The 24,995-nt window shown below is 40.4% G+C and carries 20 protein-coding genes; 12 read left to right on the top strand and 8 right to left on the bottom strand.

Going from position 1 to position 24,995, the window contains the following annotated elements; translation table 11 throughout:
- Positions 1-117: 117 nt before the first annotated feature.
- Together G3R48_RS12530 and G3R48_RS12525 are read right to left on the bottom strand one after the other, a co-directional pair.
- On the bottom strand, positions 118-1,113 hold the full coding sequence (locus G3R48_RS12530) for an AraC family transcriptional regulator (RefSeq protein ID WP_153665100.1): 996 nt from the start codon (positions 1,111-1,113) through the stop codon (positions 118-120).
- A 223-nt stretch (positions 1,114-1,336) separates the two neighbouring features.
- Positions 1,337-3,196, bottom strand: a complete 1,860-nt coding sequence (locus tag G3R48_RS12525) for a TonB-dependent copper receptor (RefSeq protein ID WP_228497474.1) — start codon at positions 3,194-3,196, stop codon at positions 1,337-1,339.
- Positions 3,197-3,918: 722 nt separating this feature from the next.
- Here G3R48_RS12525 and G3R48_RS12520 point away from each other — a divergent pair.
- Positions 3,919-5,202: a winged helix-turn-helix domain-containing protein gene (locus tag G3R48_RS12520; protein ID WP_153665098.1), complete on the top strand. Its 1,284-nt coding sequence runs from the start codon at positions 3,919-3,921 to the stop codon at positions 5,200-5,202.
- A gap of 129 nt (positions 5,203-5,331) precedes the next feature.
- Here G3R48_RS12520 and G3R48_RS12515 read toward each other — a convergent pair whose 3' ends face one another.
- Genes G3R48_RS12515 through G3R48_RS12505 form a run of 3 tightly spaced genes read right to left on the bottom strand, consistent with a single transcriptional unit; the run spans position 5,332 to position 8,403 of the window.
- Complete coding sequence (locus G3R48_RS12515) at positions 5,332-5,952, bottom strand: TlpA family protein disulfide reductase (protein WP_228497473.1); 621 nt, start codon at positions 5,950-5,952, stop codon at positions 5,332-5,334.
- A gap of 20 nt (positions 5,953-5,972) precedes the next feature.
- Positions 5,973-6,404, bottom strand: coding sequence for a cytochrome c-type biogenesis protein (locus G3R48_RS12510; protein WP_228497472.1), 432 nt, complete (start codon positions 6,402-6,404; stop codon positions 5,973-5,975).
- Positions 6,379-8,403 carry a heme lyase CcmF/NrfE family subunit gene (locus G3R48_RS12505; protein WP_153665096.1) on the bottom strand — a complete coding sequence of 675 codons (2,025 nt, stop codon included), beginning with the start codon at positions 8,401-8,403 and terminating at the stop codon, positions 6,379-6,381. Before G3R48_RS12505 ends, G3R48_RS12510 begins: the two co-directional genes overlap by 26 nt.
- Positions 8,404-8,984: 581 nt before the next feature.
- Here G3R48_RS12505 and G3R48_RS12500 point away from each other — a divergent pair.
- From G3R48_RS12500 to G3R48_RS12455, 10 genes are all read left to right on the top strand, one after another.
- Positions 8,985-11,018 (top strand): multiheme c-type cytochrome, encoded by a 2,034-nt coding sequence (locus G3R48_RS12500; RefSeq protein WP_153665094.1) that lies wholly within the window; start codon positions 8,985-8,987, stop codon positions 11,016-11,018.
- A gap of 69 nt (positions 11,019-11,087) precedes the next feature.
- Positions 11,088-11,522 carry a rhodanese-like domain-containing protein gene (locus G3R48_RS12495; protein WP_153665092.1) on the top strand — a complete coding sequence of 145 codons (435 nt, stop codon included), beginning with the start codon at positions 11,088-11,090 and terminating at the stop codon, positions 11,520-11,522.
- Between the two features lie 54 nt (positions 11,523-11,576).
- Positions 11,577-12,362 (top strand): FKBP-type peptidyl-prolyl cis-trans isomerase, encoded by a 786-nt coding sequence (locus G3R48_RS12490; RefSeq protein ID WP_153665090.1) that lies wholly within the window; start codon positions 11,577-11,579, stop codon positions 12,360-12,362.
- A gap of 49 nt (positions 12,363-12,411) precedes the next feature.
- Complete coding sequence (locus tag G3R48_RS12485; protein WP_153665088.1) at positions 12,412-13,128, top strand: tetratricopeptide repeat protein; 717 nt, start codon at positions 12,412-12,414, stop codon at positions 13,126-13,128.
- 53 nt (positions 13,129-13,181) lie between these two features.
- Positions 13,182-13,886, top strand: a complete 705-nt coding sequence (locus tag G3R48_RS12480; RefSeq protein WP_212593342.1) for a 4Fe-4S dicluster domain-containing protein — start codon at positions 13,182-13,184, stop codon at positions 13,884-13,886.
- 2 nt (positions 13,887-13,888) lie between these two features.
- The gene (gene nrfD / locus G3R48_RS12475) at positions 13,889-14,836 is read left to right on the top strand and encodes an NrfD/PsrC family molybdoenzyme membrane anchor subunit (protein ID WP_153665084.1); all 948 of its coding nucleotides are present in this window, start codon (positions 13,889-13,891) and stop codon (positions 14,834-14,836) included.
- Positions 14,837-14,942: 106 nt separating this feature from the next.
- Positions 14,943-15,434 carry a nitrous oxide reductase accessory protein NosL gene (locus G3R48_RS12470; RefSeq protein WP_153665082.1) on the top strand — a complete coding sequence of 164 codons (492 nt, stop codon included), beginning with the start codon at positions 14,943-14,945 and terminating at the stop codon, positions 15,432-15,434.
- 11 nt (positions 15,435-15,445) lie between these two features.
- Positions 15,446-16,738: a nitrous oxide reductase family maturation protein NosD gene (gene nosD / locus G3R48_RS12465; RefSeq protein ID WP_228497471.1), complete on the top strand. Its 1,293-nt coding sequence runs from the start codon at positions 15,446-15,448 to the stop codon at positions 16,736-16,738.
- A gap of 14 nt (positions 16,739-16,752) precedes the next feature.
- Complete coding sequence (locus tag G3R48_RS12460) at positions 16,753-17,748, top strand: ABC transporter ATP-binding protein (protein ID WP_153665081.1); 996 nt, start codon at positions 16,753-16,755, stop codon at positions 17,746-17,748.
- Positions 17,741-18,577 carry an ABC transporter permease gene (locus G3R48_RS12455; protein WP_153665079.1) on the top strand — a complete coding sequence of 279 codons (837 nt, stop codon included), beginning with the start codon at positions 17,741-17,743 and terminating at the stop codon, positions 18,575-18,577. The genes G3R48_RS12460 and G3R48_RS12455 overlap by 8 nt, the downstream gene beginning before the upstream one ends.
- 240 nt (positions 18,578-18,817) lie before the next feature.
- Here G3R48_RS12455 and G3R48_RS12450 read toward each other — a convergent pair whose 3' ends face one another.
- The 3 genes from G3R48_RS12450 to G3R48_RS12440 all read right to left on the bottom strand — a co-directional run bounded on the left by G3R48_RS12450 (position 18,818) and on the right by G3R48_RS12440 (position 23,825).
- Positions 18,818-19,414, bottom strand: a complete 597-nt coding sequence (locus G3R48_RS12450; RefSeq protein ID WP_153665077.1) for a TetR/AcrR family transcriptional regulator — start codon at positions 19,412-19,414, stop codon at positions 18,818-18,820.
- A 247-nt stretch (positions 19,415-19,661) separates the two neighbouring features.
- Entirely contained in the window at positions 19,662-22,745 is a 3,084-nt protein-coding gene (locus G3R48_RS12445; RefSeq protein ID WP_153665075.1) for an efflux RND transporter permease subunit, read from the bottom strand.
- Between the two features lie 3 nt (positions 22,746-22,748).
- On the bottom strand, positions 22,749-23,825 hold the full coding sequence (locus tag G3R48_RS12440; RefSeq protein WP_153665073.1) for an efflux RND transporter periplasmic adaptor subunit: 1,077 nt from the start codon (positions 23,823-23,825) through the stop codon (positions 22,749-22,751).
- A gap of 211 nt (positions 23,826-24,036) precedes the next feature.
- Between G3R48_RS12440 and G3R48_RS12435 the strand changes: the two genes are divergently transcribed.
- Complete coding sequence (locus G3R48_RS12435) at positions 24,037-24,948, top strand: LysR family transcriptional regulator (RefSeq protein ID WP_153665071.1); 912 nt, start codon at positions 24,037-24,039, stop codon at positions 24,946-24,948.
- Positions 24,949-24,995 lie beyond the last annotated feature (47 nt).

The following is a 24,995-nucleotide window of genomic DNA, read 5'->3' as shown; positions in this document are numbered from 1 at the left end:
GATAATGATTATCAGGTGCAAATGATAACTTATTCTATTTGAGCGTATTTAACAATTTGGTGCATGAAGCTGAAAAAAGAGGTCAACCACCAAAAATTGCGAGGGAAATCACATGTATTAGCGCGGAGAGATTGACCGAATTGGCAACCAGTATTCCATTTGTTTTGGGTCATCCATGTTTGGGGTGAGCACACCATAACGTTCAAGTTCAAACCCTGGCACGCTTTCAAAGCCTGATTGAGGTAGCCAGTCGCAAATTAACCATTCAATTAACTGACTAAAACCGCTGAGTAAACCATGGTAAGCCACTACCGCATATTCTTGGCTGGGGATGATAAGCGTTTTAAGTTGAGCGTTAGTGACGATATTAGGTGTTGTTACATCCGTATCGCCAAAGTCTAATGTGGCCCAATAATGTAACTGAGGCTGTTGTGGTGTCTGTTGCTGAGTGTCAATAATACCCACAAGTTGGGTATCTAAAATTGGCTTGCAAGTTACCATACTAAATAATTGCTGCCAGAGGGCGGGCACAACGGTGTCAAAGTCAGGAGTATCAGCTAAAACACCATTAAGTGGTGTTGAAATGCCATAAACCGTAAAGGCAGGCTTGTGTTCAATTCGGGTTTGCAAAGAGGTGCTATCAATAAAATGTTCAGCACGCTGGGTGATGGTGTTGCGTAGCCCGACTTTGGTGCCTCGTTGTCGGTATTGACTTGGCGTTAAGCCAAAAAACTGCTTAAAAGCCCGACTAAAACTGACCTCAGAAGCAAACCCCAGTTGATAGGCGATATCGAGCATTCTATCGGTCGTGGTTACCACTCTTTCTGCGGCCATACTGAGTTTGAGTTCTCTGACATACTGTGCCAGATTTAACCCCGTTTGTTGCTGAAAAATACGCTGTAACTGCCATCGGGAAAGATGACTTTTCTGGGCAAGATCATCGAGACTAAGTGGCTGGGTTATATGACGGTGGATGTAGTCAAGCAGGTGCTCTGTACGGCCATAAGGTGATAGGTTTTTCATATAAAATGCGTCTAATAAGCCAATATTAATTTGGTCATTGATAAAATGTTTAATGATAAAGCATACACGTTTATGTGCTTTGGTGACCATGTAAATACCATTTGGTGTGCTTGCATCATGTGGCAAAGCGTCAAGAAGACAACGGCTTAATCATGCTAAAATCGTGGCGTGAAGATTACTTATGAGTGGTAAAAAAGCGCTATCGTCTGATTGCGCAGATGGTCAATCAGACAGATAACGCTTAAGTAAACACCAGATGAGGGGGGTGAGTTAAGGTTTTGGGTGAAGAACCCTAACTCACAAGGGGAAAACGTTAGAATGTATAGCTTAATTTCACCCAAGCATTTCTGCCGGGTTCATTGACTTGGAACATAGGTTCGCTGCCGGGGATATCATTGCCTGCACCGGAACGACTGACATGTTCGGCATAAGCGATATCGAATAAGTTTTCAACACCAAAGCTAATTAACACATCATCGTGTGACCATGAACCGTTAAGAGAAAGAGTGCCAAAACCACTGCTTTTAGAAAGGTCTTGGCCTGAAATGTTACCTTCGCCAATTGAGACGTTATTCTGTGCTGCAACCATTCTCCAAAACAGGCCTGCGGTCCATTGATGGGCATCATAGTTAATTGATATTCTGCCTTCAAGTGGTGAAATTTGCCCTAAAGGCTTTCCTGTTGTGTCGTTATCACCATGACTGTAACTGAGTGTTGTTTGGGTTGACCAATGTTGATTTAATGGATACATCACCCCAATTTCACCGCCCCAAATCGTGGCATCGATATTATAGGCTGATGTTTTAGCAGGTGTTGCGTCGATTAAAATATAATCATCTACTTTGCCGTAATACAGCGCCGATGATATTTCAACATCATTTTTATAAATCCAACCCAAATCTAATTGGGTGGTTTTCTCAGGTACTAAATTAAAGGCTTTTTGAGAAGCATCATTTATGTCTGCTTTCATGAATTCCCAAAAATCAGGAATTCGTTTGGCATGACCCCCACCAAGGTAGTATTCGCTGTGGTTTGATAGGTACTCATAGCGGATAAATCCGCTCATTAAATTGTCATCACGTTGACCTTTTTGAGCAACGAAAAGGGCGGTGTTCCATTGATCAAGACGTAAACCGGTTAATATTTTTCCATTAATCGATGGGCTGTTTAATCGGTAGTTAGACTCAATAAACAAACCTAAGTTTTTATAACTCATATTGTCAGCATATGGCTTATTGAGTAAATCGTCTAAACCATTATCAACATTCTGATCAATCGACCTGCCTGCATGAGTACTTTCCATATAGTCAACGCCGACAGTGGTTTCCCAGTTGTCATACGTTGTTATGTCTAACCATAAGTGACCCCCTGTGGTTTTTCGGCGAACATTCACTCCAGAGTTATTACCTTGGTCAAATTGATCCATAATATGGTCGTTTTCGTTGCTATAGACTTGAAATTCAACGTTGCTCACCCATTGAGAATCAACGTTGTGTTTAGCGAGTAATGTGACATTTTCATTATCAATTTTGCGGGCTTTGTTGGCTCGATCGGCATATTCTGCGTTCCCACTTGAACCGCCGTAAGCTAACTCAACCACGCTATTTTCATCCGGTGTCCAACCTAAAGCGATGTTGTAATTATTTCGGTCATAACTTGATTGCACCTTATTACCCTTACCGTCGGTGTAATGTTCGCTTTGTGACTTGTTCATATCAAAGTCAACGTAATGGGTTTCATTACCGGCTTTGAGTTCAACTAAATAATCTTCACGACCAAATGAACCTTGGGTAGTACTCATTCTTCCTTCAACATTTTTGCCAACGAAGTTGTTGCGATCTTTTTCAAATAACACCGTACCGGCAGAGCCTACTGGGCCATATTTTACCGTTTGTGGGCCTTTGATTACCGTAATGGCCTCATAAGCTTCAGGGTATATATAAGCTGTTGGCGGATCCATGCGTCCACCACACGTGCCATACACATGCTGACCATCGTCAACAATGCTGATCCGAGAGCCTCCCATGCCGCGTAAGGAAGGATCACCGCCTGCACCACCTTTACGGCTGATACTAAAACCGGTGATCGTTTTTAAAAAACCAGCTCCATCATAGGCTGGTAATGGTAAACGTGGCTTTTTAGGATCACTGGTGACTTTTGATGGTTGGTGCATGAGTTCACCAGTGATGACAATATGTTCATCGCATTTTTGAGTGCTACATTTTTCATTATTACACTTTGTATTTTTACATTTTTCATTATTACAAGATGTAGTTTGATGATTAGCTAATGCAATCTTCGGATAATATATTGCACTCATTAATATTAATAAAAAAACTGAATTCATTTTCATAATTAAGCTCGCTGGTTGTCAGTTTATTAAATCTAATTAAATCTAATTAAATTTAAGCGCTATTATAAAATCAAAATGAAGCCATGTTGTTTTTATTTTGTTATTTTATAACTCGCGTCACAACAAATACGTTTAAATATTAACAATTGGTTTTTTTATGCGATCTTTGTCTTGTTGTTTAGGCTTGTGAATAAAAGTATTTTTGTTTTTAGATGGTTTTTTTTGATTTTATAATAAAGTTTTAATATTAACTTTTACTAAATGTTAAGGTCGAGAAAGGCTAAGGAGTGGCATTAATTTTATTGATGTTAATTTCATATATAACATTGCTTTATTAGCGTATTTGAATTGAGTTGAACTGCATTAATTTACTTCTGTCAATGGTTTAGGTAACAAGTTATAAGAGAAATACTTGAATGTATTTGTAACAAACAGAGTAATTGAGGTTTTAATCACATCCATCAATTATTGTTTTTAATACAATAATTGATGAAGGATCGTGCTTTTTTATAAGAGCTAAAAATATGTGAGGGGAGTTTAAGTTGATAAAAATCACAGCCTACTTGGAGTTAAATGAAGAGGCAACGCAGTTAGAGGACAGTGTTAACGGTGTAACGATAGCGTTAACTTTTTCCGAGTCTGCTGTGTTGGCTTATCTATTACAGAGTGAATCTGTTTGTACTAAAGAGAGCCTACTTGAGGTCGGATGGCCAAATCGTGTTGTTGCTGCAACATCATTAACACAATGTATTAGTACATTACGTAAAAAATTAGAACCTTATTCTGAGGTGATTTTAAAAACGGTGGCTCGGCGGGGTTATGAATTACACGTCGCTAAGCAATCGACAATTAAAGTATTAGCGGTTAATGATGCTAAATCATTAAAATCGGCATTTTTAAATGCGTCGATGATAGTGAAAGTGATGGGACTTATTCCATTATTGGCGGTAATGTTGGTTGGATGGTATTGCAGTGATTATCATCAAGTGATGAAACAGATCAGTCATTGGCATGCTGATAAAATGATGCCGTTAAATATTGGCGGCGTAAAAGCAGATACGCCGGTTTTGTATCAATCAGGCGATGACAACTTCACAAGTTCAATGTGGCAAAAACATTTAAATGCCGAACATAACCACATCGATGGGCTTCAAAATATCAAAAGTTTTGCCTCACATGTTGGCAGTAACTACTCAATCGCCTCTTGTTTAAATGTCGTTGATAATCAATGTACTGGTAGTGATTTAATCAATATAACTGCAATAAATAAGACGCCTGCTGGTCTTGATATGGACCAGTTTATTCTACTAGCCAAAAAATTAGAAAAACGGATCCGCTATAACAAAATCATTATCTCAGAAAGTGATGATGAGGTTGACTTTGATACGACAGAGCACTCTTATCATGCTGATGTTTATTTCCCTAGAGCCGGAAAGCGACTATTTCGATCGGATATGAGCTTGTCATTGATTTATGAGGAAAAAGATAAAGGAATTTTTTACTCATCTGTGTGTATCACCGATGAAGATTGCCTAACATCGCCTATCAAATATAAACTAAATGGTGAATTTACCCAATACCATAAAATGATAGATGGCATGGACGTTGATGTTTTCCTGGTTAAAGTTAAAAATAAAGAGTTTATTAAACCTGATGTTGTTACCCCTGAAGCCATGCACTTTTATCGTTCAATAAGAAAGCACAATATTAAAGATAAAGTGATATATTTTTATCGTATTCATACTGATGATAAATCTGCAGTCTGGATTAACCCAATATTAGGTAACATTGTTGCTTGGTATGAATATAAACCCGTGGTGATGTAAGATTTAATACATCATGCAATGGCGAGTGCTAAATTTAACTATTCGATTAAATAGCCGTGATCATAAAATGGATACTATTTTTAGCTTCAAAAGTGTCAGTTACACTCTGACACTTTTGAGGTCTATTGATTACTTTCCTGCATATTTAGCCGTGAGCTTCTCGAGGTATGGCTGAATATCTTTATCACTCCAATCTAAATAACCACGCAAGAATCCCACTAAGTTACCTGAACCATCCAGAATATATGTTGCTGGTACGACATTTGCCGGCATGATTTGGTCAATATCCATGTTGGGGTCAAGCCACGTTTTAAAGTCAGCAAGATTATATTTTGCTAAAAACGGGGCGACTTTTTCACTTTCTTCATCAATAGAAAGCGGGATTACCACCAAGTCTTTATCTGCATTTTGTTGTCTAATGGCGTCGATTTGTGGGATTTCTTTAATACATGGCGCACACCATGTTGCCCACAAATGAATAAAAACGAGCTTACCTTTAAATTGATTTAAATGAATAACATTGCCTTGCGTATCTGAGAATGCCAGATTAGGCACTTTTCTCGCAGAAGACATTTCAACGAATCGAGACATTATCATCGGTTTTAAAATAGCGTCTCCAGTGTTATAAGCAACGTGATTAGGTATGGCGGCAACAGTTGAAAAACTAAATAATAAAGATGACGCAATTAATGTCATTTTAATTAAATTATTATTTGAAAAAAAATTGTGGTTGGTTTTTTTAACGATCATTATTATTTCCTGAAATAGGTTTAATTGTTTTTTCTCATTAATAAGAAAATACCAATAAAAGAAAAGATGACCAGAGTTAAAGGGAATAACCATAAAAATAGCGTGTTATTATTTAACGATGGCATATAACGAATTTTCTCTCCGTAACGTTCAACTAAGAAATTGATAATGTCATTTTTAGACTGGCCTTCTTCCAGCATAAAAAAAATCTGCCCTTTTAGTTCGCTGGCAATTTGACTCTGTGAGTCAAAAAGGTTTTGATTAATTGCCATTGGACATCGCAGCTCTCTGGCAATCTCAAACCCTAAGGCTTTCTTTTGTTCAGCTGAATAATGCTGTCGAGTTTCATGTTGCTGGGCATTGGCATTTGAAATTTGAAAAATGGTTAACATAATAAAAATGACAGTGGCAATCTGTTTAACAGCATTATTTTTTATCAGTGCTAGATTCATTGCTGTTCTCCATTGATGAGGTTTTTTCTTGCGCAGAGTCTTGATTGAACAACGGCGCTTTCTTTCTACAAATGATTAATAATAAACCGCTCAACATCATCATTAATGCCCCAAGCCAAATCCAATTTACTAATGGTTTGAAATTGATACGGATTAAATATTCGTTGTCATTTAAATGAGGGTGGTCAGTGAGTTGTTGACCCATTGATATATAAAGATCGCGCCAAAAATGGCTTGAAATGCCTGCCGCGGACATTTGCATCGCATTGCTTTTGAACGTTTGACGCTGTGGGTAGATATGGGTAATGAGTTGTTCGTTGTCCGCATCTTCAACCCTAATTTTCGCTTGAATGGCGCTATAGCTTTTAAGATCGACTTCTTGTGTTTCTTCATAGATAAAATTATAACCTGCCAGTGTTTTACCTTGTCCTGGACCCATTCGCAGTAGCTCTTCTTGTTCAAAATTAGAAACGAATGTTGCCCCAAGAACAGAGATGGCCACACCAACATGTGCACAACACATAACATAAAATCGCAGTGATGATTGTTGTGGGCCTTTGGTGGTATTACGTGCTGAAGCACGACGCTTAATGAGCACGAATAAGGTGGCACTAATGATCCAGATGCTAGTGAATAAACCTAGAAATAACCAGATATCAAATGTGCCTTTGGTGATAACGCTTATCAGCACAGCAAGTGCTGCACAGACAAACATAAGCACTAAGGGTAGGGTTAAAGCCGATAACGGGCTTTTTTGCCAATCAATCAAGGGTGCCAAGCCCATCAGTAAAAAGATTAGCGAGGCAATTGGAATAAATATGCTATTAAAGTAGGGCGCACCGACCGAGATGCGTGTTCCTGTGATAACTTCAATAATAAGTGGGTAGCATGTCCCCAGTAATACAGATGCTGCTGCAACCATTAACAACACATTACCAAGTAACATGACAATTTCTTTTGAACATAAGCTATCACTGATCTTGTTGCGGCTAATTTGGGCTTTTTGAGCAAATAACGCCATTGCTGTTCCTGCAAACACAATTAACAGGGTTAAAATTGACATCCCTCTTGTTGGGTCTGATGCAAAAGCGTGAACAGATTGAACCACGCCGGAGCGCACCAAAAAACTGCCAAGTAAACTGAGTGAAAACGCTAAAATACCAAGGAAAATACTAAACGAACCTAATATGCCGCGCTTTGATGTCATCAGAACCGAGTGCAACAGTGCTGTCGAAATTAACCAAGGAATAAACGAAGCGTTTTCTACAGGATCCCAAAACCACCAGCCCCCCCAACCCAGTTCGTTATACGCCCACCAAGAACCAAAAGCATTCCCTCCGGTTAAAAATACCCAAGCCAATATTGCCCAAGGTTGCATGTATCGTGCTAGCTGTTTAGTGAGGCCGCCACTGAGCAACGCGGCGATAGAGGCGGCAAAACAAATCGTTAATCCGACATAGCCAAGAAACAATAAGGGAGGATGAATGATAAGGCCGATGTCTTGCAGTATCGGGTTGAGGTCGCGCCCCTCTATTGGCATTTCTGGCAACAAGCGTGCAAATGGGTTTGAGGTGAAAACCATAAACAGGCTAAATCCGAATATCACTAACGCTAAAACCGCAATCATTTTTGTATGGAACAGATTCGATTCTTTAGGTGCATAATTAAAAATAATTGTTCCCCAAAGAGATATAAAAAATACCCAAAATAACATGGAGCCTTCATGCGAACCCCAAATAGCCGCTATTTTATAAAATAGCGCTAATTGCGTATTAGAATTATTAGCAACATAAGCGACAGAAAAATCATTAGTGACGAAACTATAACCAAGAATAACTAATGCAGAGGCTAAGGTTAAACAGACAAGCGAGTTTAGTGGTTTGGTATAACCAAGTAAGTATGCATTATTTAATTTTATACCCGCTATCGCCGTAGTAGATAAAATCAAAGATAGCACCGTAGACAATATTATTAGAAATAAACCTATTTCTGGGAACATACTAATACCTATCACTCATTTGTATTTGGGTTTAATTAAGGTTGTTTAAATTGTAATTTTATCAACGTTAGTATTGAACAACGTTAAATTATTCATTGCTACTCGTTGAGGTTACGATTGTGTTCTTAAATGCTTGAGTAAGGTTAGTCTAGGTTGTTTATAAAAGATGAGACATGGTTCAAAAAGAAAAGTGACAATTAATACGCAATGATACATTTTAGATTTATCAGATCTAAAAATAATTTTTTAGATCTAAAAACCCATTTTAATATATGACAAATTCACACTTCACCTCGCTTAAGTTATTGTTTTTTATTGTTTATTTGGCTTTTATTTTTTGTGATAGCTAATGCGTTTTTTTTTGTGATCTTGAACCTATTCTTATTGGTTGAAATCAGGAGAATAAGCCTCGCTCAGTTAGAAAGTAGTTTAGTGAATGATTAGTTTTTGTTGTTCCACATTTAATTAAAGCTTTATAAAGTTGATAGTGTAAATTAACTGGCGGTTATTTTTAACTTCAATTAAGCAAACTTAAATGTATATATAAAATAAAAATATTTATAAATAAGTAGGAGTTAATGATGAGACGATGGAAACACAAGGTAGCATTATCAATGCTGTTTTGCTTTGCTACCATTGGCACTGCAAATGCTGCAGGCGGTAAATATAACAGCGTACCTGAAATGGGTAGTTCAGCGAAAAAGTCTTTAGCTGAATACCAAGGGATGGAAAAAGTAAATGGCGTTAAAACGCTTCAAGATTATATTGTTCAAGAAGCTGATTTATTCGACTTCTTATTTGAGAATCACCCATTATTTAAATATCAAAAATCAGGTAACTTAGTTGGTGATTACCATATTAGTGACCGTGGTGAAGAGTATTTAGATACAGGTAATAGCCTAGATTATAGTGCCAAAGTTGGGACGCCTCGCGCAGTTCAATATCGCTTAGGTGCTAAATCAATTCTTGATTATCCAAATAACTTTGTTGGCCCAGAAAAGTGTGCTGAATGTCATGCTACGCAGTATGAGAAATGGCAACGTTCGCGTCATGCGAAAACAATTCGTTTCCCTGGTGAGCATCCTGAAGTGGATAACGACCTAGAGAAAACCATGTACAACACGAAAGATACTTCAATTTTACCTGATGGTATTACACCTGATGTTATCTACGCGACCGTAGGGACGCCTCGTACCAAATATGGCTTTATCGATGCATGGTTAGTACGGGGTACATACCACATTGAAGACGGCTTACTTAGAGACGGAACCGGTAAAATGGTTGCGGGTGCTAACCAGTTCTCACGTGGTTGGGCTGAATGGTTAACCCCTGAAATGTCTAAGAAAATTAACGATGTTATCCCAGAGTTCCCACTGACAGTGGCTGATTTTGGTGCGTCAGGTTCTCACCAAGTTGGTATGAGCTCATATGGTGCAAAATACCGTGAAGCGATGTTGTTCCAACCGGCCAGTTCTTATTGTGAAGTGTGTCATACCTTCAAGTTTGACTTCCAAAACAAACAAGAATTTTTCGATGCGTTGGGTGACCCTAAAAAACTACAAGAACATACCATTTCTCGTGGTATCGCTTGTGAAGAATGTCACGGCGCTGGTGGTCACTTAGATGGTGGTACAGGTGGAATGCAGTCTAACTGTGAACGTTGTCACCAACGTTTCGAGTATGACCCTGTTCTTGCAAAAACCCCTGAAGCGGAAGAAAAAGCAGAATATGCCTTTGGTGTGAAAATGAAGTCTCTTTGCCCATCTTGCGGTACAGAAGGCTCGCAAATGTACAACTCGATGCATTATGAAAAAGGCATGCGTTGTACAACCTGTCATGACCCGCATGAAGTGACTGACGGCACTTGGATGTCAGGTATCACTAAACCTAAGTTGAAAAAAGACTGTAAAGATTGTCATGAAGCACAAACGCTGATCGCTAGCAACACTGACACTCATAGCAGCCAAACTTGTCAAAGCTGTCACATGCCTAACATGGGCAGTTGTGAAAACTTCAAAGCAATGCAGTTCCCTGATTCAGCTGGTTTCGATGCCGTTCGTAAATCGCACATGTGGAAAATTGATATTGACCCTGTCCGTAAAACACTCAACCCACCAGAAGGTGAGCCTCGTATTCAAGGCCCTAACGCAGGTAAAGGTTGGACTGTTGCGAAAAATGACGAAGGTCGTTCTTACCTCGACTTAATGTGGTCTTGTGCTCGTACTGCGATTTCAGACCATGATGTTGTTGAGAACAAAGGTTGTCACAGTCAATTCCAATCAGAGCTAGAAACTGGATTGCATTATAAAGACCAAGTGCAAATCTACGGTGAAGTAATGAAGTGGCAAAAACCCATTAAAGAAGTCTTTGCAAGTGTTGAAAAATCACTTGTACGTATTGACCAATTATTGGAAGTCACCAAGTTATCAACTGAAGATAAAACTCAGGTACTAATGCTTGCTGAAAAAGCACAAGAAACTGTTGATTTAATTAGAAAAGATGGTTCTTGGGGTGTACATGGCTTCCGTTATAGCCAAAAACGTCTAGATGCAGCACAAACTTATGTTACTCAAGCGCAAAATATTCTTGATGGCACAGGTTACAAAGCAAACTAATGAGTTAAACCTTTAACCTCCTCGACACCGGAGTCAGTAGTAGAAGGTGTCGAGGTAATAGAGATAACAATGATGAAAAAAGGTCTTAGTAAACTACTCGGTACGTTATTAATACTGGTCAGTTCAAGCCATTGTTTTGCTGGTGGAGGTGGTTCTGAAATGGCCCCCGCACCGCGTTATGAACATCAGCTAAACACCATCACGATGCAAGAAGTCGCCATGCTAGTGGGTAAAAAAGATGTTTACTTTTTTGACGTCAACACCTTGGAGTTATGGGCAGAAGGGTTTATTCCAGGCGCGGTGTATTTCAACGTTAAAGATTGGAAAAAGCTGTTACCTAAAAACAAAGATGCACAGATGATTTTTTATTGTGCTAATCGACTTTGTAATGCAAGTGAGATTGCTGCTCGAATGGTGATGAAACTCGGTTATACCAATGTAAGGCAAATGCCTGATGGTATTTATGGCTGGCGCTTAGCCAACAGAGTAACCGAAAAACCATAACAACGGATGTTAGCTAATCGGTGTGCAACTAATTTAATAAACGAGATGACAAATATGAAAAAATTTACCAAAACTGCTATCGCTATCGTAACCAGTGCCTCTGTGTTCCTTGCTGCTAATTGTGTGGCAAGCACCAATTTAGATACTGACGTTAACAAAGAGTCTTACAGCATAGGTGCTTCAATCGGCAAATACCTATCAAGTCAAATTTATTCACAAACAGAGCTGGGTGCCAAGGTAAATGTTGAATTGGTGATACAAGGTGTCGTGGATTCATTGAAAAATGAGACTCAGTTTTCAGACGAAGAAATCCTGACGTATTTGAATCAGCGAGCTGAACAACTTAATGCGATAAAAGTCGCTACCGAAGAAAAAATAGCGCAAGAAAATATCGCTGCGGGTAAAGCGTACCTAGCAAAAAACAAATTAAAAAGTGGTGTGAGTGTCACTCATTCCGGTCTCCAATATGAAGTGATTTCAGAAGGCGAAGGCCGCAAACCAAACCCACAAGATGTGGTTACCGTTCAGTACAAAGGGTACTTAATTGACGGTACGCAATTTGATAGCACTTACGAACGCAATGAACCTAATCGTTTTGCATTGATGTCAGTGATTGACGGATGGCAAGAAGGGATCCCATTAATGAATGAAGGGGCCATTTATAAATTTACTATTCCATCGGAACTGGCTTATGACACTAAAAAAGTTGGCATTATCCCACCCAGTTCCACATTAGTGTTTGAAGTTGAACTCTTGAAAGTTGAAGCACCTGGTCAGAACTCCCACGGTATGGGACTCAGTGGCATGGGAATGGGTGGCATGATGGGTAGTGCGCACTAGTTATTTAAAAGCCCATATATTCAATAATTTAGAAAATAAGAGAGTCGCTATGAGTTATCTTGTTGTTGGCATAATTTTTTGTCTGCTTAGCGTTATAACGTGTGTTTGGACTCATCATCTTCAAACTCATCATCTCAAACGTTGTGAACTAACTGATGAAAAAGCACCATTAAAAGTAAAAGGACAGACTTTTAATGGTGCAGTGCCAGCGGCAATTTCTTTAGTAATGATATTGATACCTTTAATGGTTTATAGCCATGTTGGTCGTTTTAGTGAATGGGACAAGGGAGTCGTTGATGAAAATATTGATTATCTGATCGCCGCAGATATCAATAAAAATGCAAGAAAAGTAAATGAGCAACCCAATAATGAAATTGCATTATTAAATTTAGCTCAGGCTTATGCTGATGGTGGTTTGTATGCCGAATCCGTTGTTACATTGGATGATTTAATCGCCTTAAGTGGTGAGAATGCAAAAACGCTGGGGATGAAAGCAACAGCGATGTACTACCGTGATGGACGCGAAATGAGTTTAGAAACCAAATTGGTTCTCAGCAGAGCATTAGCTTTGGATAAATTCGAATTCCAATCGCAGTTACTTATCGCGACAGATGCATATTTAAATCAACAATATACCAAAGCAATTGCCCACTGGAAGTTATTGCTGCAAAGCGATAACCAAAGTTTTAATCGAGCGTTAATTAATAATGCAATTTCTAAAACCGAGCAAATAATAACTAGTCGTTCAGTGACTGCATCTGAGTAAAGTCACATAAATAATATATAGGTCAGCACTGGAGCTGATAGATGGAGGATGCTGTGAGTGAAAATAGAGAGAGACGGAGGTTTCTTAAATGCTTAGGAGCCAGCTCTTTGATAATAGCTCCCTTAGGGTGCAGTTCTGTCAAGGAGGAATCAGATTCTAATAAGCCGCATTATGTAATGGTTTTTGACCAAAACAAATGTACAGGCTGTGGAGAGTGTAAAGATTCTTGTAACGTCGCAAACAACTTACCAGATGGAAAGTCGCGCGTATTACTCGAGCAACTTTCTGGTGATTCAAATGATGCTCAATGTCTGGATAAAGGGACTGAGGATAATCTATGCGATCGCAAATATGTACGGGTTTCATGTCAACAATGTCAAAACGCGCCTTGTGTCACTGTTTGCCCAACAGGGGCCGCTCATCGTGATAAAAAGACTGGCATTGTGACAATGGACGCATCGAAGTGTGCAGGTTGTAAGTATTGTATTGCTGCATGTCCATATGATGCACGATTTATTAATAATGAAACGGATGTTGCTGACAATTGTGATTTTTGTTTGAACAGTAAGTTGGTGAAAGGTGAGTTACCTGCGTGTGTCACTCAGTGTCGATACGATGCATTAATTTTCGGTGATATGAATGATCCGACGTCGTATGTGAGCAAGCTTTTGAAAGTAAAAGATGCGGTAAGAATTAAACCAGGATTTGGCACACAACCTAGTTTGAGATACATACCAATTGTTAAGGTGGGGGTGTAACTATGGACGGAACTATGGATTTTACCATTGGGCTTTCTAATGGTATTGCTTGGCCTTGGCCTATTGCAGTTTATTTGTTTTTTGCCGGTATATCTGGTGGTGCATTAGCAACGGCGATATTTATCCGATTTTATAAAAAACAAACAACGAATACTCCATTGTATAAAGCGGCGGCACTTATTTCTTTCGTGACGATAAGTTTGGGGATGTTGTGCTTAGTCTTAGATTTAACTAACCCATTATTTTTCTGGCGAATACTGGTTTTTTACAACTTGAACTCAGTTATGTCTATTGGTGTTATTGCGTTGACGGCATACATCCCGTTAACCGTAGTCATTTGCCTCTATGCATTAGAAGAAGAAATTCGAAGTATTCCAGCGTTAAGCATGCTGGTACCTATTATCGATAAGCTTCGGTCTGTTCGTCAGCCTGCAGAAACAGCGGTATTTGTTTTAGCGTTAGCGGTATGTGCTTATACCGGTTTCCTTATTTCAGCATTAATTCGTTTCCCAATAATTAATACTTCGGTTTTACCAGCATTATTTATTGCGTCAGGTATTTCTGCTGGTGCAGCTGCGGCAAAAATGCTGGCGGTTTCATTATTCAAAGCAGACCGACATGGTCACGATATGAAATTGCTACATGGTGCTGAATGGCCAATTATGTTCGCTGAAATCATGTTCATTTTCATGATTATTATGTCACTGATGACCGGTAATGCCGGTGCACAAAGTGCATTTGAAGCGTTCCATACGGGGAGTTGGGCAGCGGTGTTCTGGCTTGGTGTTGTTGGGCTAGGTTTTGGTGGTCCACTATTACTGAATTTTGCCACTAGTAAAGCATTTCGCCACTCAGCTAATGCATTTTATGCCGCAGGCATATGTGCAGTAAGCGGCATGATGTGTTTACGTTTATTTATTCTTTATGCGGGACAAAACTTCGCCATTTAGAATGATTTTTTAGTGAGTAGGCCGATGGTGTTTGTCTTGGTGATTTATCACTGTGGGCTAACCAGAGGCCGAAAACTTATGTTATCGATTCCGGGGGGGGATCATCATGAAAAAATTACTCGGGTTACTTGTACTTATTCCATTGTTATTTGCTTGTAGTCAAGAAATTAATACCGCGACTGCGGCTAGCGCGCAGCCAATACATGACCATGACCGTTGTCATATGTGTGGCATGATCATCAAAAATCATCCTGGCCCTAAAGGACAAACACATTTAAAAGGCACAACGCAAAATCAAAGCTTTTGCTCTACTCGAGACATGTTCATCTTTGCGTTACAAAGTGAAAATAAACGCCAAATAACAGATATGTTCGTCCACGATATGTCGAAAACGGGTTGGGATCATCCTGCTGACTCGGCGCTTATTGATGCAAAAACGGCTTGGTATGTTTATGGTTCTAATAAAAAAGCCGCAATGGGCCCGGCTGTTGCTAGTTTTGGCAACGAAGCCTCTGCACAAGCATTTGCACAAGAATATGGTGGAAAAGTGCTTCGTTTTGAACAGATTACAACTGAATTATTAACAGGCTCTAAATAAAGGTCATTAACATGACTGCTATTATGCGAATAAATCTTTCTTTGTTGTTATTCGTCAGTGTGTTACATAGTGACTCTTCGGTTGCGGCTATTTTAACCGCAACCAATACCCAACAGCTGCAACATCATCTACTCACTCACAAGCCTACGGATACCTTAATGATTAAAGCGGGTATCTATTCTGGCCACTTTTCTATTACCGCACCTATTCATATAAAAGGAGAACTTGGCAGTGTCATTGACGCCAACGGTAAAGGGGTTGCGTTAACGGTTGCTGCGAGCAATGTGACAATTGAAGGTCTGACAATCAACAATTGGGGGGATGATCTTTATGAGTTAGACGCGGCAATATTGATTACCGAAGATAACAGTCATATCAATATTTTACATAATACGCTATCGGGAACGGGGTTTGGCATTCGTGCAGATGACAGCGATCATTTAACGATTAAAAATAATATGATAACCGGTAATAAAGGCATTCATATTCTTGATAGAGGTGATGGTATTCACTTAAATCATGTGCGTCATGCGCGGGTGTTATCTAATGAAATCTCAGCCGTGAGGGACGGTGTTTATATTGAGTCTGGAGATCATAGTTTGGTCTCAAATAACCGCTTTTCTAATCTGCAGTACGCAATACACTATATGTATAGTCAGCATGATGAAGCGTTTGCCAATGTCGCTAACAATGTCTATGGCGGTTATGCCATTATGAGCTCTAAGTTCGTCTATTTACATGATAATAAAGTTAATAATGCGCAAGAGTTTGGTGTATTACTCAATATCACTAATGGCGCTAGAGTTGAATCTAATCACATCTCCCATATTCATAACCCGTTATCTCAACCTACTTTAGGTGATGAAGGCAAGGGGTTATATGTCTATGGCGCACGCGATAATAATATAAAGGATAACGTATTCTCTGAATGTGATATTGGTATTTCTATGGCGATGGGTGGAGAGAAAAATCGTGTTTATGGTAATGATTTTATTGATAATTTTGTGCAAGTTAAATATGTGGGCGATGAATTGTTACAGTGGAGCCATCAAGGGCAGGGCAACTATTGGAGTAGCTATGTGGGGTGGGATACTAATGGTGATGGAGCGGGAGAAAGCCACTACCAACCCAATGATGCGTTAGATAAATTATTTTGGTTATATCCAGAAGCCAAGTTTCTACTTAATAGCCCCGTTATTGCATTATTACGTTGGATAGATTCTCAATTAGCTATTGTGGCCCCTACTGGCATTATCGATGACTATCCAGCGATGAACCCCTTGTCCAAGCATAAAAGTAATTAAAAGTGAGTCAGCTTATGAGTCATTCTCTTGCTGTGTGCCAAAGCCAACCGATAGTGAGCTTAACAGATGTCTGCTTACAATTTGGTGACTTTGCCGCATTAACAAAGGTCGATTTCGAAATATTTCCAGGGCAAACCTTAGCTTTGCTAGGCCATAATGGTGCGGGTAAATCAAGCTTAATAAAATTAATTTTAGGCTTGTATCAACCGACGCGTGGTCAGATTAATATTGCCGATAAAAAGCAATTGAACTTAGGCTATTTGCCTGAAGATGTTAGCTTTTATGACAAGCTTACGGGCAAAGAAGTGCTGAGTTATTTTGCTGCACTAAAACAAGTTAACCCTAGTAAAGTTAACCAGTTAATTGAAGAATTTGAATTGGGTTATGCCCAGCATCGCCCCTTAAAAACCTATTCGAAAGGTATGAAGCAACGCTTAGGCGTTGCGCAAGCAATCTTGTCCGAACCTCAAGTGTTGTTACTTGATGAACCCACGGTAGGACTTGATCCGCAAGCATCGCAGTTCTTATATAAAAAAATTGATCAGCTTAAACACCAAGGCTGCGCCGTAGTTGTGTGTACTCATGAGTTAGCCATGATTGAACAACACCTTGACCGTGCGTTTTTAATGGCCAAAGGCCACAAACTAGCGAGTGGTACGTTAAGTGAATTACGTAAATTAAGCGGTCTTAATACTCACATTACGATGACTGCGATTGAGCAGCGGATTAAAGGCGACCGTTATTTGCAATCTTTGTGTCGTGATAACGCATTAGAGGTGGGGACTAATCAGCGAGATGAGATGATTAAATACTTAGTGGCCACGAAAAATATTACCGATTTTAATGTATTAGAACCGAGCCTAATGGATGTTTATCGTTACTTTATGAGGCAAGTCTTTGAGCTTGAAACCTCCGCAGCAACGGTACAGCCATCGCGTACTGACACGCCTTTATTTCAGCAGTTATTACGCTATTTTAAGCCACAAGTAGGGAAAGGTCATTATGAATAGTCGTATTTCTACCTCCCCGATAGTTATTGTTGCTAACAAAGAGCTACGCGATAGTTTACGAAATCGCTGGGTGTTATTTATGGGCAGCTTATTTTTACTGTTGTCATTGTCGATTACCTTCGCAGGCAGCGCGGTAAGGGGGGAATTTGTTTTACCTGCTTTAACGCAGTTGATGTCGAATTTGTCGACGGTGTCAGTATTTATCATCCCTCTGGCGGCGATATTACTCAGTTACGACAGTTTTATTGGTGAGCAAGAATCGGGCACGTTATTGTTATTGCTGACTTACCCTATTAGTCGCACCCAAATATTAATCGGTAAGCTTATTGGTCATAGTGTGGTGATGATGATCACCATTAGTTGTTCATTTGGGTTAACCGCTATTTTATTGTATTTCGTGAGTGGTAAATACGATGCCATTGAACTACTTAACGCTTTTGTGGTGTTCATTACAAGCAGTTACCTTTTAGCCGCATACTTCATTGTGCTTGGTTATATTGTCAGTTTAAGCGTTACCGAAAAGGCCAAAGCCGTTGCAGGGTTACTATTCTTATGGTTCTTGTTCGTGCTCGTTTATGACCTGTTATTTCTGGCCATTTTAGTGGCGGATTTCTCATTTGTGGGTGAGCGCGTGACTCATGTGTTAATTGCACTGAATCCAACGGATCTTTACCGTGCCATCAACGTTATTAATTTGGATGACACAAACGCCAGTGTGTTTTTTGTCAATGATGTCACTTTGAATAAAGGGGTGATGTATTTAGTTACCGCCGCGTGGGTTGGATGTTTAACGGCAGTATCATTGAAAATATTTAAGTATAAACATTAGCATTAGGTTTGTTTATCGATAGTGACCGGTGGTGACGTTAATAGGAATGAAATTAACGCGATAAAAGCCGTCCACATGATAGGAAAGAGCTAATAAGATAAATAACGCAGAATAGCTTAGCATCGCTTGGCAGGATGTTGACTCTTTATGATGTGGCACTTTGTATTTCGCTGCCATATGATCTTTTACCTGCCATTAATGGGGGGGGAGATAACGTATTGGTTATTAACCTAAATGGGCTTATTTTAACTTTGCTAGTGGTGGATTGTTGAAGGTTGCATTAACCAGTTGGCCAATGGTTTGGTCATCACTATTAACGTGAGCATAGGTGCGAATACCAATAATTTGTACCTGTAAAAAACGCGCTAATGCTTGCGGGGTTTGCTCAGTGTCAATGTCACCATTGGCTTGTGCTTGAGCGAGCAATTTTGCAAATTCACCTTCTACTACACTAAGCGACTGCTTTGCTTGGGCTAATAAGTCAGCGTTTTCTTCGGTTAATTCGGCAACCGTTTTTACTAACATACACATGCCACTCGGTGCGGGTGTTTTTTGGCCTGCAATGGCCTTTTCTACAAATAGTTTAAGTGCTGCTAATGGCGAGTCAGTTTTGGCAACACAATCATCTAATACGTCAACACCTGATTGCGCATAATGATCCAGAGCTTCTTTAAATAAACCTTCTTTACTGCCAAAGGCGGCATAAATACTGCCTGGGCGCATGTCGATAACTTCTTGCAGATTACGCATTGAAGTGGCATGGAAACCTTTTTCCCAATACAAATTGGCAGCACGATGAATAATATCTTCACGGTCAAATTTAGCGGGTTTAGTCATACTATGCTCGATTAACGGTGTGGCGGATTGGCGCATAACAGCTCAAGTCACGGTGGTTTGCTGTTGCTCTATTGCGGTTCAATACACTGATTGAACACTTGCTCAATTATAGTTTGAGCCACAGGTCTCGTCCAGTGGTTTAGCGCACATTTTCTACACTAAAAGCGTTTAGCCATTGGCCAAACGCTTTTAGTGTCAGTTGAGTGGTTGATTTTGCACTGAAAGTGCTGGCCAACAAAGAGCGTGATTACGTTGCTTTTGGCGCTTGATTGGGGATGCGAAAGGCAATGGTATAGGCCACAGGTAAGACGATTAATGTCAACACTGAGGCAAAGCCTAGACCGAAGATAATGGTAATGGCCATTGAACCAAAGAAAGCATCAGGTAATAACGGGATCATCCCTAACATAGTGGTAATTGCGGCCATTAATACTGGACGCACACGGCTAACTGAAGAGTCGATAACCGCTTTGTAGGGCTCTTTGCCTTGGCTAAGCTCAAGGTTAATTTGATCCACCAATACAATGCCATTTTTAATGATCATCCCAGTTAAGCTTAGTAATCCAAGTAACGCCATAAAGCTAAAGGGCGCATCAAACAACAATAAGCCCGATACCACACCAATTAAGGCTAACGGGACGGTAAACCAAATGACCAGTGGCTGCCTAACTGAGTTAAATAACAGCACGGTGATCAAAAACATGGCGAGATATCCCATTGGAATTGAGCTAAATACCGATTGCTGTGCTTCTGATGAGGTTTCGTATTCACCGCCCCATTCAAGAGAGTAGCCTTCAGGTAACGGTATAGCTTCAATGAGTGGGCGGACTTTTTTAAATACTGAGTCAGCCGTTTCATTGCCGCCGTTAATCGGGTCGGCTAACACCGATAATACCCGCTTGCGATCACGGCGCATGATTAACGGGTTTTCCCATTCGCTGTCGAACTTAGACACGACCTGTGTTGCGGGGACAAATGAGTTATTGTCGGCGCTCCATACTTGCAGCTTCCACATGCTTTGGGCATCTAAGCGTTCACTTTGCGGGGCTCGAGCAATAATGGGCATAATATGGCTGTTTTCGCGGAACACGCCAACTTGTTTACCGTTAAAGTTAGTGAGTAAGGCGTCATCTAAATCGGCTTTATTGATGCCGGTTTCACGCGCTTGCGCCATGGCCAGTTGTGGCCTAATCATCATAACTTGATTGCGCCAGTTATGCCTGACACCAACGGCGGTGGGTTCGTTATTTAAAATTGATTCTGCTTGCGTTGCCAGATGACGAAGCACTGCGGGATCTTCACCATAAAAACGCGCTTCAATTTTGGCTGCGGGGCTTGGTCCATTTTCCATGTATTTAAAGCGATATTGTGCTTGTGGGAAGCGCAGGCTTAAGTCTTTTTCTAATAAGCGCATGTATTGATTGAGCGACTCAAGATCGGTCATTTCCAGTAGCAACTGTCCATAAGAGCTGTAGCCTTTTTCGGGGACGTAAGGCAGTACAAACCGCTGCGCACCTTGACCAATCACCGTTGTTAAATTCACCAGGCCAATGTCATCTTTGGCTTGGTCGTCCATGATGCTGGCTTCAATTTGGCTCAGTGTGTGTTCGGTTGCTCTAATATCGGTACCTTCTGGCATCCATACATCGACAAAAAATATTGGCGTGTTTGAGGCAGGGAAAAAGGCATTTTTAATATAACCAAAGCCAGACACCGAGGCGATTAAAGCGGCGATAACGGCAAGAATCGTTAAGGCTCTAAAACGAATAGCAAGCTGTAAGCTGGCGCGATAAGCATGGAATAACCAGCCTTTGTATGGATCTTCATGAGCAATATTTGCTTGAGTATTACCATCTTTAAACATGATGTTGCAGAAAAATGGTGTGAGGGTCATTGCTGTTATCCAACTAATCGATAACGAAATAAGCAGCACTTGGAATAATGAAACACAAAATTCGCCAGTGTCGTTGTCAGACAAGCCGATAGGCGCAAAGGCAATAATGGCGATAATGGTTGCACCCAATAAAGGCCATTGGGTTTGCGTTATCACTTGTTTGGCGGTTTGAAGGCGCGTTTGACCTCGTTGTAAACCAATAAGAATACCTTCTGTGACCACAATGGCGTTATCGACCAGCATGCCCAGGGCAATAATTAATGCCCCTAAAGAGATGATTTGCAGCTCAATATTAAGCACTTTCATCACCACAAAGGTGCCAAGGATTGTTAGCAGTAACACCAGCCCAATAAGCACCCCTGAGCGTAAGCCCATAAATAGCAATAACACGCCGATGACAATTGCAACTGATTCTGCAAGGTTAACGAGAAAGCCGTGAATGGTTTTGTCGACTAATTTGCTTTGATCGTAGACGGTGTCTAATGACATGCCAATAGGCAATTCATTGCTTAATAAAGCCATTTTCTTATTAACGGCTTCACCGACATTCACAACATTGACGTCGCTTGAAAATGAAATGCCAATCGACAAGGCGTTAAGCCCTTTAGCGTGATAGATGCTTTCAGGTTGTTCTTGGTCGTCTTTATAAATGGTGGCAATGTCGCCAAGGTAAACTAATTTGCTGCTGCCAGGCGGACTGATCAGTAGACGCTCCATCTGCTTCACACTGTTAAATTCGCCCGTTGGATTAATTCGAATCCGCTGGGTGCCAATTTTCACGCTGCCGGCATTTGATACCACATTTTGGTTGTTAATTAGGCCGTATATATAATCTTGGTTTAAGCCTAGAGCACTCAGTTTTTGTTGGGATATTTCTACCACCATTTGCTCGTTAACTTTGCCGGCAATCGTGACCTTTTTAATGCCGTCGACTAACACTAATTCGCGGCGTAAAAAGTCTGCATAGTTTTGCAGTTCACGGTTGCTGTAGTCTTCACCGTGTAGATTTAACAAAATACCGTAAACATCGCCAAAATCGTCAATGACTTTGGGGCTATACACCCCTGGCGGTAATGTTGGGGCTGTGTCATTCACTTTACGACGCACTTCATCCCACACCTGTGGTAATTCACTTTTGTCGTAGTTTTCTTTAATGATGATTTCAATTTGTGATAAACCAGCGCTATTGACTGACACGATGTGCTTAATGCCATCGAGTTGTTGCAGGGCGTCTTCGAGCGGCAGAGTAACTTCTTCTTCAATCTGTTCAGGGGAAGCACCGGGATAACTGGTGATCACAAGGGCGTTTTTAATGGTGAATTCAGGGAATTCAAGTTGCCCAAGTTGAGTAAACGACAAACTGCCACCAATGAATAGCAATAAGGCAAACATCCAGCTCACTACCTTATGGGTAATGGAATATTCAGCAAAATTCATGGGTTATACTCCGCGTTGCCAGTGCAATGGTTTAACAGTTTGATTCGCTGAAAGGTACTGCACGCCTGCAACAACAATTTGTTCGCCTTTGGTCACACCCTCTATGATTTCAATACCGTTGGTGGTGACATTGCCAATATTAACGATACGTTCTGTCACGGTGCTGGTGGTTGGATTAAATACCCAAACAATGGTTTTGCCGTCGCTGTCTCGTTTTACTAGTGCTGAGGTAGGAACCACGGCGCTAACTGGTGAAGGCTCGTTGATGTGTAGTTTCACTTCGGCGCTCATGCCGGGCAATACCATTAATTTTTGTGGTCGTGGCAAGGTAAAGACGGCTTCATAAGTTTGAGTACCAGGTGTCACCTGAGTGGCGTGTTCTTTTAAACGTATTGCATATGCGGTGTCAGGGCTGTTGGCGAAATACACTTGTGCGGCGTTGATGGTGGATAACTGTAGCTGGCTGATACTATTAACAAGTGACTCGGGTACCTGGATGACCACATCGATAGTATTGTTTTTTTGAATGGTTAAAATGGTTTGGTTGGCTTGTACCATCTGATAATTGTCTAAGGCGATTTTAGCAATGGTGCCGTCATATGGAGCTTTAAGCTGGGTGTAACTCAGTTGGTCCTTGGCATTGGCAAGGTTGGCGCGGGCTGACTTTAATTGGGCTTTTGATGCGTCATATTCTGCAGGTGAAATAAGGGCTTTTTTTAGTAATGCACCTTTGCGCGTAAAGTCGGCTTCAGCAAGGTCATAGTCAGCTTCGCGGCTTAATAAGGCATTTTTTGCATCGCGATCATCAAGACTTGCTAATACGCTGCCCTTGCTGACGAGCTGGCCTTCAAATAAGTTGAAATTAACTAAGTGTCCAGGTACACGAAATGCCAAGTCAGCTTGTTTAGTTGCCGCAACTTTAGCAGGAAAGGCTCGAGTTGGCTGGGTGCTAATGTCGGAAACTGTTATCAGCTTGACCGGTCGTATTACCATTTCCGCTTGTTTTTCTGGTTCAGAGTGACATCCAGTTATCAATAAAGAAAGTACCAAGATGGACAATGGCAGTGACAGACATTTCATTTAGTTGAGCCTCAACATAGCGTAGTGATTTAAATTACAATGCAATTTTACAATGGGGCGCAACCATATCAGTTATAAAGGTTTATTAAAATGGGATTATTTGGAATCGACAGTTCCAAATAATGAAACTAAATGCTTGCGCATTAATGCCCCAAACCAATATAGTGGGATAAAGAGTTTTATTTAAATAAATTAGTGGGTTAGCTAGGTTATGAAAACAGAAGATATCACCTTATTTCATCGTATTGTTGAAACCGGCAGTTTAGTTGAAGCGGCAGATATGCTGAATTTACCTAAATCAACCTTAAGTCGGCGGTTGCAGCAATTAGAAGATGAGTTAAAAGTGAAGCTATTTCATCGCCAAAGTCGCTCGATGACGTTAACGGCATCGGGGAGTCATTTCTATGATAAAAGCTTGCAAATTATGACGTCGTTGCAGCAAGCCGTTGCTGAATTAACCGACAAACAAACCGACATTGATGGCCATTTACGGATATTAATTTTTCCTATTCCTGAGCTCATTTATATCACTGAAGCGATTTTATCGTTTATGGATATCAACCCCAGCATTACTGTTGAGGTGATTGTGAGTGCTGAGCCGCAGGATATGATCCGTAACAATATCGATTTAGCATTTATGCTAGAAGACTCGTTTAACGAGAATGACATGGTGGCGCGCCATATTATTGATGAACCGGTGATTTTTTTAGCTAGCCCGGCTTATTTAGCTAAAGCTGGACGGCCAATTAAAGCGGGTGAGTTATCTGAGCATAATTTGATTTTATTTCGTTACCCTAATGGCAAAATTTTCAATGAAGTGCCTTTTGGAATTAACGAGACGTTAAAAGTCACAGGTAACTTCTGTGTCAATAACTTAGAAGTGTGTCTTGCCGCAACGTTAAGCGGTAGAGGTATTTCTATGATGCCATTAACTTATTGTCAGCAATATATTGAGCGTGGTCAGGTTGTGCGGTTGTTTGAAGATGTGCCGCCTTATGTGGGTAAGTGTTTTTTGGTTTATCCATCGCGGCGTTACATTAGTTTAGCTAGTCAGCGCTTTATTGACTATGTGATGAAGTCGATTGAAAGTCGCCCTTATGAACGCTACTGCCAAGTAGAATAAAACCATCATTTATCGTTGCGACAAGCAAGTGGGGCAATATTCATCAC

Source organism: Shewanella intestini (genome assembly GCF_018221465.1).
Taxonomy (GTDB): domain Bacteria; phylum Pseudomonadota; class Gammaproteobacteria; order Enterobacterales; family Shewanellaceae; genus Shewanella; species Shewanella intestini.
This window is presented reverse-complemented; position numbering and strand designations above follow the sequence as displayed.

Excerpts from the sequence above, each read along its gene's own strand:
- G3R48_RS12530 (WP_153665100.1), bottom strand. The coding sequence starts at position 1,113 with ATGGTCACCAAAGCACATAAACGTGTATGCTTTATCATTAAACATTTT.
- G3R48_RS12525 (WP_228497474.1), bottom strand. The coding sequence starts at position 3,196 with ATGCACCAACCATCAAAAGTCACCAGTGATCCTAAAAAGCCACGTTTA.
- G3R48_RS12515 (WP_228497473.1), bottom strand. The coding sequence starts at position 5,952 with ATGATCGTTAAAAAAACCAACCACAATTTTTTTTCAAATAATAATTTA.
- G3R48_RS12510 (WP_228497472.1), bottom strand. The coding sequence starts at position 6,404 with ATGAATCTAGCACTGATAAAAAATAATGCTGTTAAACAGATTGCCACT.
- G3R48_RS12505 (WP_153665096.1), bottom strand. The coding sequence starts at position 8,403 with ATGTTCCCAGAAATAGGTTTATTTCTAATAATATTGTCTACGGTGCTA.
- G3R48_RS12500 (WP_153665094.1), top strand. The coding sequence starts at position 8,985 with ATGAGACGATGGAAACACAAGGTAGCATTATCAATGCTGTTTTGCTTT.
- G3R48_RS12495 (WP_153665092.1), top strand. The coding sequence starts at position 11,088 with ATGATGAAAAAAGGTCTTAGTAAACTACTCGGTACGTTATTAATACTG.
- G3R48_RS12490 (WP_153665090.1), top strand. The coding sequence starts at position 11,577 with ATGAAAAAATTTACCAAAACTGCTATCGCTATCGTAACCAGTGCCTCT.
- G3R48_RS12485 (WP_153665088.1), top strand. The coding sequence starts at position 12,412 with ATGAGTTATCTTGTTGTTGGCATAATTTTTTGTCTGCTTAGCGTTATA.
- nrfD (WP_153665084.1), top strand. The coding sequence starts at position 13,889 with ATGGACGGAACTATGGATTTTACCATTGGGCTTTCTAATGGTATTGCT.
- G3R48_RS12470 (WP_153665082.1), top strand. The coding sequence starts at position 14,943 with ATGAAAAAATTACTCGGGTTACTTGTACTTATTCCATTGTTATTTGCT.
- nosD (WP_228497471.1), top strand. The coding sequence starts at position 15,446 with ATGACTGCTATTATGCGAATAAATCTTTCTTTGTTGTTATTCGTCAGT.
- G3R48_RS12460 (WP_153665081.1), top strand. The coding sequence starts at position 16,753 with ATGAGTCATTCTCTTGCTGTGTGCCAAAGCCAACCGATAGTGAGCTTA.
- G3R48_RS12455 (WP_153665079.1), top strand. The coding sequence starts at position 17,741 with ATGAATAGTCGTATTTCTACCTCCCCGATAGTTATTGTTGCTAACAAA.
- G3R48_RS12450 (WP_153665077.1), bottom strand. The coding sequence starts at position 19,414 with ATGACTAAACCCGCTAAATTTGACCGTGAAGATATTATTCATCGTGCT.
- G3R48_RS12445 (WP_153665075.1), bottom strand. The coding sequence starts at position 22,745 with ATGAATTTTGCTGAATATTCCATTACCCATAAGGTAGTGAGCTGGATG.
- G3R48_RS12440 (WP_153665073.1), bottom strand. The coding sequence starts at position 23,825 with ATGAAATGTCTGTCACTGCCATTGTCCATCTTGGTACTTTCTTTATTG.
- G3R48_RS12435 (WP_153665071.1), top strand. The coding sequence starts at position 24,037 with ATGAAAACAGAAGATATCACCTTATTTCATCGTATTGTTGAAACCGGC.